This is a genomic window from Vibrio sp. 1562, assembly GCF_033340155.1.
GTDB classification, from domain to species: domain Bacteria; phylum Pseudomonadota; class Gammaproteobacteria; order Enterobacterales; family Vibrionaceae; genus Vibrio; species Vibrio alginolyticus.
This window is the reverse complement of record NZ_JAWOVY010000032.1, coordinates 20,014-30,976: the sequence shown is the minus strand read 5'-3', so window position 1 is coordinate 30,976 and position 10,963 is coordinate 20,014. Positions and strand designations below refer to the sequence as shown.

Below are 10,963 nucleotides of genomic sequence, written 5' to 3'. Positions count from 1 at the left end.
AGTTGGTTAGAATACCGGCCTGTCACGCCGGGGGTCGCGGGTTCGAGTCCCGTCCACTCCGCCACTTATATTAAGCCTCAGTCGAAAGACTGAGGCTTTTTCGTTTTGGTTCCCCCGACTTACCTTAAATCCACTTTCATATTAAAACCTTGCATCTAGAGTTACACTACCCTCTTCACATGGTTTTAATATCGTCGTGAACGAGCTAGCATGTAACTCTGTGCCTTAGTCTTAGCCTTATTCCGATACCAAGCTCTAACCAAAGCTCCTTTTTATTCGATATTAGAAAATCTAGTTATGTGACAGAGTTTAATTGTTTGAGGTGTCGCTTGTTTCTAATTTGAAAACAGGACGACTTTGAATACAAGTTTAGTCTCACTGAGTTCAAGAGGGAGGGATTTAAACTTCCGTTAAGGCTTTGCTACCTGGGTGCCAGCTCAGTTTTATCTCGGTGAGGTTGCTAACCCGTTTGGGTTCTGAACGCAATCACCCTAAATGTCTCTTTCTCATAAAAATACAAACTCGCTCATTGCTAAGTATTGTGGAAGTTTAGCTTTGATGTTTGCGAGGAGCCTATATTGCCAAGGGAAGAGAAGTGATACAGATGAAAATGGGTAAATTAAAAGACTCGTCTATGAATACTATCTATCGGCAATAGTTAGTATCTATGAAAATGTAGCGTAGCGATTCTTCGTATATTTGATGGTATATCAAAGAATAAGGAGCCTTCGTCCTTGAAGGGGAGTCTGAAAATTAGTTATGAAAAAAGCAGCTAGGTAGCTGCTTTTTATTTATTAAGTTACGTGTCTTTAAGAGTCCACTGTCTCCGTATGTTCCGGAGTGGTTATTGCTTGGTTGTTCTCTTCCATCTTCTTCTCTTCTGCTTTTGCTTTTTCAATCATTGGAGTGATTGTTGAGCCTTGAATGAGGATAGAGAAAACAACGACGGAGTAGGTCATTACAAGAATAATCTCTTTTACATCGATTAACTTATCTTGAATCACCCAAATACCAGATGGAATGGAAAGTGCCATTGCCAATGCAAGGCCCCCGCGTAAGCCGCCCCACGTCAAAATACGTACTGACCACGGGTTATATTTTCTGTAACGCTTAAAGCCAATGTACGAGAGAAATACGCTTAAATAGCGAGCTGCTAGTACAAGAGGGACTGAAATAGCCATCATGATCCAGTCTTCTTTGTGGAATTCAAACAGCAGCATCGACATGCCGATCAGTAGGAATAACACGCCATTCAAGAACTCATCAACAAGCTCCCAAAAATGGTCAAGGTGATCTTCACTCTCTTTTGAAAAGCCAATAAAGCGTGTCCAGTTGCCAATCATAATACCGGATACAACCATTGCGAGTGGGCCTGATACATGGATGTATTCAGCAAATGCGTAACCTGCTGTTGGGACACCAATGGTAAGTAACAATTCCATTGAGTGATCATCGGTGGCACTGATCAAGTAGTGGAATAGCAAACCGAGGACGAAACCATATGTGATACCACCGATAGCTTCTTGGATGAAGAGTAAGGTGACACTACCTACAGTTGGTGCCTCAGTGCCAAATGCAATCGTAAATAGAGTGACGAAGATAACCAAACCGAAGCCATCATTGAAGAGCGATTCTCCTTCAATCTGAGTGGAGATACGTTTAGGAGCATCGAGTTTTTTCACAATAGCCAATACAGCGATTGGGTCAGTTGGCGATATTAGAGCACCAAATAGTAAGCAGTAGACCAAATCAAATTGGATGCCAATTAACTGACAAAACCCATACAGCGCAAATCCAATAAAGAACGTAGAAAACAGTGTAGCTCCAAGGGCTAAAACAGTGATCTCCCACTTTTGATCTTTAAGGTTCGGGAGTTTGATGCCTAGTCCACCAGCAAATAGTAAGAAGCCAAGAATGCCTTTGAGCAAGAAATCTTCGAAGTTAATCCTTGTGACCGTCTCCGTTGCAATTTCGGTGAGATGGAACCAGTTGTTTTGACCCGCAATTAAGATTAGAAGTGAAAGCACCATTGAACCTGCGGTAATCGCAATGGTGGTTTGCATCTTTCCTATCTTGCTGTTTACAAAAGCAATTAGCATCGCAGCTGCGGATAGAAAACATAAAGTATGATAGACCGACATAGAGCTCTCTATTTGTAACATTTTATGAATGGAATTCTCGGCTGATGCTGCTTAAATAGCAAACATTTTTTCGTGATTATTTTGCAAGTTAAGAAGGATATAAAATAATCATTAATTCTACGTTTAGACGTCTAGACTCCTGAAGTTTGTGTGATAGGATGGAAAGATAACTAAAGGAATGAGGCTGTACTGTGGGAAGTAACGTAATACAACAGATTGAAGCTCAATTGAAGCAACGTATTCTTTTGATTGATGGTGGTATGGGAACCATGATTCAAGGGTACAAACTTGAAGAGCAAGACTATCGAGGAACGCGCTTTGCGGATTGGCATTGTGATCTAAAAGGTAACAACGACCTGTTGGTTCTAAGTCAGCCTCAACTTATCAAGGAAATTCACGCTGCATATTTAGAAGCGGGTGCAGATATTCTCGAAACCAACACGTTTAACGCAACAACCATTGCGATGGCTGACTACGAGATGGAAAGCCTAAGTGAAGAAATTAACTTTGCTGCTGCCAAGCTTGCACGTGAAGTTGCAGACGAATGGACCGCAAAAACACCCGATAAACCGCGTTATGTCGCAGGGGTTTTAGGGCCGACGAACCGCACTTGTTCTATCTCTCCTGATGTAAACGACCCTGGATATCGAAATGTTTCTTTCGACGAGTTAGTTGAGGCTTACTCTGAATCGACTCGAGCGCTGATTAAAGGTGGTTCTGATCTTATTCTTATCGAGACCATCTTCGATACTCTTAACGCTAAGGCTTGTTCATTTGCTGTTGAAAGTGTGTTTGAAGAGATGGGTATTGAGTTACCTGTGATGATCTCGGGGACTATTACTGATGCTTCCGGTAGAACATTATCCGGTCAAACCACAGAAGCGTTTTACAACTCATTACGTCATGTTAAACCGATTTCGTTTGGTTTGAACTGTGCACTTGGCCCGGATGAACTGCGTCCTTATGTTGAAGAGCTCTCGCGTATATCAGAATCTTTTGTTTCCGCTCACCCAAATGCTGGGCTTCCGAATGCATTCGGCGAATACGATTTGTCGCCAGAAGATATGGCTAAGCATGTTAAAGAGTGGGCTCAAAGTGGCTTTTTAAACTTGATTGGTGGGTGTTGTGGTACAACTCCTGAGCACATTCGCCAAATGGCACTCGCGGTTGAAAATATCGCCCCTCGTCAATTACCTGAACTTCCCGTTGCTTGTCGCTTGTCTGGCCTAGAGCCACTCGCTATTGATAAAGACTCTTTATTTATCAATGTCGGTGAGCGTACGAATGTAACCGGTTCTGCGCGTTTTAAGCGCTTGATTAAAGAAGAGCTGTACGATGAAGCGCTCGATGTGGCTCGTCAACAAGTTGAAAATGGCGCTCAAATTATCGATATCAACATGGATGAAGGCATGTTGGATGCACAAGCTTGTATGGTTCGCTTTTTAAACCTTTGTGCGTCAGAACCTGAAATCTCAAAAGTACCAATCATGGTTGACTCTTCCAAGTGGGAGGTTATTGAAGCCGGTCTTAAGTGCATCCAAGGCAAAGGCATTGTTAACTCGATCTCTCTCAAAGAAGGCAAAGAGAAATTCGTTGAACAAGCTAAGTTGATCCGCCGTTACGGTGCGGCTGTGATTGTGATGGCGTTTGATGAGATTGGGCAAGCAGATACACGTGAGCGCAAAGTAGAAATTTGTACCAACGCTTACCGAATTCTTGTTGATGAAGTGGGCTTTCCACCAGAAGACATCATTTTTGACCCAAACATTTTTGCCATTGCTACGGGGATCGAGGAGCATAATAACTACGCGGTGGATTTCATTGAAGCCGTTGGCGATATCAAACGTGATTTACCACATGCGATGATCTCGGGTGGTGTTTCTAACGTCTCATTCTCTTTCCGTGGCAATAACTATGTACGTGAAGCGATTCACGCGGTGTTCCTCTACCACTGTTTTAAAAATGGTATGGATATGGGGATTGTGAATGCGGGTCAGTTAGAAATCTACGATAACGTGCCTGAAAAATTGCGTGAGGCTGTGGAAGATGTCGTTCTTAACCGTCGTGATGACGCCACTGAGAGATTGTTAGATATCGCGGCGGAATATGCAGGCAAAGGGGTAGGTAAAGAGGAGGATGCCTCTGCACTTGAGTGGAGAACTTGGCCTGTTGAAAAGCGCTTAGAGCACGCGTTAGTGAAAGGAATAACTGAGTTCATCGTTGATGATACCGAAGAGGCTCGTGTCAACGCTTCAAAGCCATTAGAGGTGATTGAAGGCCCATTAATGGATGGGATGAACGTCGTCGGAGACTTGTTTGGTGAAGGTAAAATGTTCCTTCCTCAGGTCGTAAAATCTGCACGAGTGATGAAGCAAGCAGTCGCGCATCTGGAGCCCTACATCAATGCAGAAAAGCAGGTGGGACAAACAAACGGTAAGATTTTGCTAGCGACGGTCAAAGGTGATGTACATGATATCGGGAAAAATATCGTTGGCGTTGTATTGCAGTGCAATAACTACGAAATTATCGATCTTGGTGTCATGGTTCCTTGCGAAAAGATCTTAAAAGTAGCGCAAGAAGAGAACGTCGATATTATTGGTTTATCAGGGTTGATCACACCTTCATTAGACGAAATGGTGCATGTTGCAAAAGAGATGGAGCGTCTCGACTTTAACTTACCTCTTCTCATCGGTGGCGCAACAACGTCAAAAGCCCATACAGCAGTTAAGATTGAGAAAAATTACAAGCATCCAGTGGTTTACGTGAACAACGCCTCACGTGCAGTGGGCGTATGTACTTCTCTTCTGTCTGATGAACGTCGCCCTGAATTTGTTGAAAAACTTGAAGCTGATTACGAACGAGTACGTGATCAACATAATCGAAAGAAACCGAGAACCAAACCAGTGACATTAGAAGCTGCTCGAGCGAATAAAGTTGCTATCGATTGGGAAGCTTATACTCCTCCAGTGCCTGTTAAGCCTGGCATTCATATCTTCGATGATTTTGATGTGGCTATATTACGTCAATACATCGATTGGACACCATTCTTTATGACTTGGTCACTTGTGGGTAAGTATCCAACAATTTTCCAACATGAAGAAGTTGGTGAAGAAGCAAAACGTTTATTCGAAGATGCCCACGAGATACTTGATCGAGTTGAGCGAGAAGGCCTGTTAAAAGCGCGTGGAATGTGTGGCTTATTCCCTGCTGCGAGCGTGGGGGACGACATTGAAGTTTATGCTGATGAAACTCGTACCGACGTTGTGAAAGTATTACGTAACTTGCGACAACAGACCGAGAAACCAAAAGGATTCAACTATTGTTTATCCGACTACATCGCACCTAAAGAGTCGGGTAAGCATGATTGGATAGGGGCATTTGCTGTCACTGGTGGTATTGGTGAACGAGAGCTTGCTGATGAATACAAAGCACAGGGAGATGATTACAACGCAATTATGATTCAAGCGGTGGCGGATCGCCTAGCCGAAGCGTTTGCTGAGTATTTGCATGAGCGTGTCCGTAAAGAAATTTGGGGTTATGCAGCTGATGAAGATTTATCTAACGATGATCTCATTCGTGAAAAATACCAAGGTATTCGCCCTGCGCCGGGTTATCCCGCGTGTCCTGAACATACTGAAAAAGGACCGCTTTGGGAGTTGCTTAATGTGGAAGAGAACATTGGTATGACTCTAACCTCCAGCTATGCAATGTATCCGGGCGCGTCAGTCTCTGGTTGGTATTTCTCTCATCCTGACTCACGTTACTTTGCGATCGCACAGATCCAAGAAGATCAGTTAGAGAGTTACGCCGATCGTAAGGGGTGGGATAGGATCGAGGCTGAAAAATGGTTAGGGCCAAACATTAACGGTTAAATTGATGTTTACCTCGTCCAAATGTAACAACTAATGAAACGACAAAGGGCTGCAAATACGCAGCCCTTTGTTTTATTGAGTTGAACTTACTTCTCAAACAACTCAGTGTGGAGTTTTTGTATGGCTTGTTTCGATACCGATTCATGGAGCAAGAAGCATAAGTTGTGAGGGCTAGCGCCATAACAAATCATGCGTAGGTTAAAATCTTCTAGCGTGCCAAAAACCTGTTTCGCGTAGCCTTTACTCTCACTCATGTTGTTTCCAATGAGAGCAACGAGGCATAGGTCATGTTCAACTTCTACCTTACATAACTCTTCTAACTCTTCTCGTGCAGCTTGCGGCAGCTGTGGTGCTCCGCCAGAGGTATCAGTTTGATCAAGTGTTAACGATACACTGATTTCAGATGTCGTGATCAAATCGACAGAGATCTTATGCTTTGCAAGGATCTCAAAGACCTTTGCTAAAAAACCGTATGCGTGGAACATATTGGCGCTGCGTAGCGTTACCATGGTTTGGTTACAACGCAAAGCTAGCGCACGGAATAACGGTGAGCTTTCGACTTGGTGGCGAATCCAAGTTCCCCCTTTTTCTGGCTCTTTCGATGACCCTACAAATACCGGAATGTCGTGGCGCAATGCAGGTACTAGCGTAGAAGGGTGAAGGATTTTAGCGCCAAAGTTAGCCATTTCTGAAGCTTCACTAAAGCTGATCTCAGGAATTGGTGAGGCTTTTGGTGCAATTCGCGGGTCTGTTGTGTAGATTCCCGGAACATCAGTCCAGATTTCTAGCCCTGCCGCTTTAACGCTCTCAGCAATTAAGGCGGCGCTGTAATCGCTGCCCCCTCGACCTAATGTTGTTGTATTACCGGCTTCGTCAGATCCTATGAAGCCTTGAGTAACAACAACGGATTGTTGGCAAAGTGGTACGAGTTTATCTTGCGCAAGCGTCGAAATTGCTTCAATGTTTGGCTCCGCGCGACCAAAGTTGTCATCAGTACGCAACACATCGCGGATATCAAAGCGCACTGCTTGAATGCCTCGCTCACACATTAACTGAGTTAGAATGTGCGTCGACATGAGTTCACCACATGCGACTAAATGATCGGTTAACTTCGCACTAGCTTGGATAGATGCAGCCTCGGCCAGGCTGGTTACGGTATCTAATATGCCATACACCTCGGCAGCAGTTTTCGTGCTGTCTTCGAGCTGAGTTAAAATGGCGTCATGAATGTTGGCCAAATTTTGTAGCAGCTCAGTACGGTGCGTTTGATCCTGAACACCGTTGGCGAGTTCTACCAATAGGTTGGTGACGCCAGAGCAAGCGCTGCTCACGACCAGGCGAGTATTTGGATTGTTTTCGATAATGGTGGCGCAACGACTCATTGCCTCAAAGTTGGCAACACTGGTTCCACCGAATTTAGCTACGTTAAATGCGCTCACTGCGTTCTCCCACGGCTTCCTAAAAAATTGTACATCCAATGTTTAGTGAGAAAAGGAACAGAGCAAAAAGAGAGGTATTTAGAATGCTATTTGAAAAATTTACCCTCAGAAGCCCTTCATCAGACTGCGCTGATGACAGTTGATGGGATTCAGCCCAATTCAACCGACAAGTCAAATCCTGCAACTTTGACTTACCTCGGCACTACTCCCCCTCAATGATTGGTGTTGGAATTGCGGTTCCACAAATCATCTACCTGGGTAGCGCTCCTCTTCTACATAAAGCTCAAACATTGAACGGTTTTGAGGCCTTAATGTCAATCAATATTTCAACCTTTATGGTGTTTTTTATTAACGATTTTGTGACACTGGTTTGACCTCCATACTTACGGCTAATTGCTGATAGAGGAAAAATCTATTAGGGTGAAGAACCCTACACCTGAGCCATGTTATTGAATAGAACTTTTAGAATGCTCAGGATAAAAGATAATCAAGGAGCTGACATGTCGATCCAAAGCTTTATTCCGCCTCACCGTATTTTAATGGGACCTGGTCCTTCTGATATTTATCCTCAAGTGTTACAAGCACTAAGCCGTCCTACGGTAGGTCACCTTGATCCTCTGTTTATCGGTATGATGGATGAGCTCAAGCAGCTATTGAAGTATGCCTTTCAAACTGACAATGAGTTCACTATTGCGGTTTCAGCGCCAGGTAGTGCAGGGATGGAAACCTGCTTTGTAAACTTGATCGAGAAAGGCGATAAAGTGATCGTTTGCCGTAATGGTGTATTTGGTGAACGCATGCGCGAAAATGTCGTCCGTGCTGGTGGTGAAGTTGTTATCGTCGATGATGAATGGGGGACGCCTGTTTCCATTGATAAAGTCGAGCAAGCACTCGAACAGCACCCAGATACAAAAATTCTTGCTTTTGTGCATGCGGAAACCTCAACTGGTGCAGTCAGTGATGCTCAAGCATTGGGTAAGCTCGCGAAACAGCATAATGCATTATCTATTGTTGATGCGGTGACATCGCTTGGTGGTGTGCCGTTAAAAGTGGATGAATGGCAACTGGATGCGGTTTACTCTGGTAGTCAAAAATGTTTGTCATGTGTACCTGGACTCTCACCAGTGACGTTTTCTCCTGCCGCGATTGAAAAGATTCAAGCAAGAACAACACCAGTACAGAGTTGGTTCCTCGATCAGAGTTTAGTTTTGGGGTATTGGAGTGGAGAAGGCAAGCGTAGTTACCATCATACGGCGCCAGTTAATAGCTTGTATGCGCTTCATGAAGCTTTATTGATACTGAAAAATGAAGGATTAGAAAACGCTTGGGCTCGTCACCAACTGATGCATGAAAAACTCAAAAATGGCTTACAAAAGTTAGGATTTGAATTTGTTGTGGACGAAGCCCATCGGTTGCCACAATTAAATGCGATTTACGTGCCTGAAGGAATTGATGAAGCAAAAGTTCGTGCTCACTTGCTAGAAACCTATAACCTAGAAATTGGTGCAGGCCTTGGGGCATTAGCTGGTAAAGCGTGGCGTATTGGCTTAATGGGTTACGGCGCTCGATCTGAAAACGTTGCGCTGTGCTTAAAAGCGTTAGAAGAGTCACTCACTGAATAAAATCATACAGCAATGAGATAAAGAAAAGCGAAGGTCATCCCTTCGCTTTTTGGTACTTATTACTCTGCACCTGAAGTGGGGGCTGGTGAGGCAGAGATTGCTTGAGAAGGTGGTTGGTAATTGACGTCACTGAAATCAATCTTCGGGAACAAAAACTGCGCTTCAGCTCTAATTTGCTCCGCTTTACTTGAGTCATCTAAGCCTTGGTAGGCCAAAATCAAATTATTATAAAATGCAGGGCGAGGCTTATCTTTGATGATTTTTAGCGACCAATCGATATAAGGCTGAATCAAGGTTGCGTCTTGTTGGTACAGCCCAAGGTTTAAAAACGTGCTATAGACATCCCAATCAAACCTGTCTTTCCAAACCACAGGGTTACTGACTTGATTCAGAATATCAGGGTTAGTTGGTCTAGTGGTCTCAAACTTCGTCAATACATAGTTCGTATGTAATGCGCTTACCATGTAAAACGTAAACGCAACGGGAAGTACCAAACTAAAAACACGCAGCAAGCTTTTGGTCACATTACTAAAGCCGACTTGTCGATAACGAGAGACGCGCTGATCGACCCAGTACAGTAGGATAACGAAGATCAACCAATGCACGAGAGAGTGGTAGAAAGGGTATTCCAGTTGTGAGTGCAATACGATAGGTATAAACAAGGCCAGCAACGCAAGACGAGTTCCGCGTTTGGCTTGATAGATTCGATACAGTACCAGTGCCATCGCTAAGAAGATGCCGATTATTGGCAGCAAGCCACCTTCTACTCCCCAGTAAAGTAGCTCATTATGCGGATGATCCATGGCTGGCAAACCTGCTGGGTAATTCTCATTTAGGGCATGTTGACGAGCCGTATACAGCATGTACTCAGATTCAAACTTGCCATATCCATAACCAGTAAAAGGCTTTTCAATCACCATGTCTAATGTTTGCGGAAAAGTATACGCTCGAGGAGACTCCATATTTACTTTTTCTGCGGCTAACCTACCTCCATCAGGAAAGGCAAGATGCATGACAACGACAGAGAGTAAGAGCCCACTTACAAGTGACACAACCCAGCGGATAAAGCGCCCTTTGGTTGCAAAGCGGTACATGTATGGAATGACCAACAACACGGCGATGACCGAGGCTAACCAACCAGTGCGTGAAGCCAACGCCACAATTAGTGGTAAAGTTAAAACTGGTACGGCATAGAGAAGGTAAACATCGCTTAACTTACGATCGTATTTGTAGGGCTGACGTGCAAGTAAATAGCTGGCAATCACCAACCCTGTCGCAAGAAAACTGGCCATTACATTGGGCTGTTGGAAAATACCATAAGGACGATTGGCCACCGTGTCGTAACCAAACGGATTGCCTGGTTTGAGATACAGATATTGTGTCAGACCAAAAATGGCTTCGATAACAACCGCAAGGACAATGAACCATAATAGGCGTTGGCGATGTTTATTACTGAAATGAAATTGTTGTAAAACAATAAAGAACAGGACACCACACCACAGGCCTATGAGCTTATTGGCTGCCAAGCTGCTATTCGCATTTGGGTACAGAATGGGCACTGTCATGATAAGAGCACTAATGAACAAGCCGATGGTTAGTTTTGAGTAACGTAGCACTCGATTATTCGCTAGTTGGTAACACCCAATGCCTAATGCAAAGCTAAAAGCAATCCAAGTTGTCGCATTGAACGAAAGCGAAAGCCCCGAACCGCCGGGGTTGGGCATGAAAAAGTGCATTGCCAACACAAATAGTGTTGCCAAGGCAATGAGAAACTTGCGATTGAGGGGAACCTGTACTTTTTCGGGAGAAAGCTTTGTTCCACTTACATGTATAGTAGCCATAGTTATTGCGTTGTTTTGAATGAAAAAAGACCAGCACTTGCTGGTCTC

The 10,963-nt window shown here is 44.0% G+C and carries 5 protein-coding genes and 1 riboswitch; of the genes, 2 read left to right on the top strand and 3 right to left on the bottom strand.

Annotated features, from left to right (window positions below):
* Positions 1-809: 809 nt before the first annotated feature.
* Positions 810-2,141 carry a cation:proton antiporter gene (locus R7Z49_RS21445; protein ID WP_064354335.1) on the bottom strand — a complete coding sequence of 444 codons (1,332 nt, stop codon included), beginning with the start codon at positions 2,139-2,141 and terminating at the stop codon, positions 810-812.
* A 191-nt stretch (positions 2,142-2,332) separates the two neighbouring features.
* On the opposite strand from R7Z49_RS21445, the gene metH reads away from it, so the two are divergent.
* Positions 2,333-6,013, top strand: coding sequence for a methionine synthase (gene metH, locus R7Z49_RS21440; RefSeq protein ID WP_186584630.1), 3,681 nt, complete (start codon positions 2,333-2,335; stop codon positions 6,011-6,013).
* An 86-nt stretch (positions 6,014-6,099) separates the two neighbouring features.
* Here metH and lysC read toward each other — a convergent pair whose 3' ends face one another.
* Positions 6,100-7,452, bottom strand: a complete 1,353-nt coding sequence (lysC, locus tag R7Z49_RS21435; protein ID WP_017821324.1) for a lysine-sensitive aspartokinase 3 — start codon at positions 7,450-7,452, stop codon at positions 6,100-6,102.
* A gap of 101 nt (positions 7,453-7,553) precedes the next feature.
* A riboswitch (Lysine riboswitch) is annotated at positions 7,554-7,732 on the bottom strand.
* 220 nt (positions 7,733-7,952) lie between these two features.
* Between lysC and R7Z49_RS21430 the strand changes: the two genes are divergently transcribed.
* Positions 7,953-9,074, top strand: coding sequence for a pyridoxal-phosphate-dependent aminotransferase family protein (locus tag R7Z49_RS21430; protein WP_017821323.1), 1,122 nt, complete (start codon positions 7,953-7,955; stop codon positions 9,072-9,074).
* 59 nt (positions 9,075-9,133) lie between these two features.
* Here the strand turns inward: R7Z49_RS21430 and R7Z49_RS21425 are convergent, their stop codons facing one another.
* A complete protein-coding gene (locus R7Z49_RS21425; RefSeq protein ID WP_132937242.1) occupies positions 9,134-10,915 on the bottom strand; it encodes a PglL family O-oligosaccharyltransferase in 1,782 nt (593 codons plus the stop codon).
* Positions 10,916-10,963: the final 48 nt, after the last annotated feature.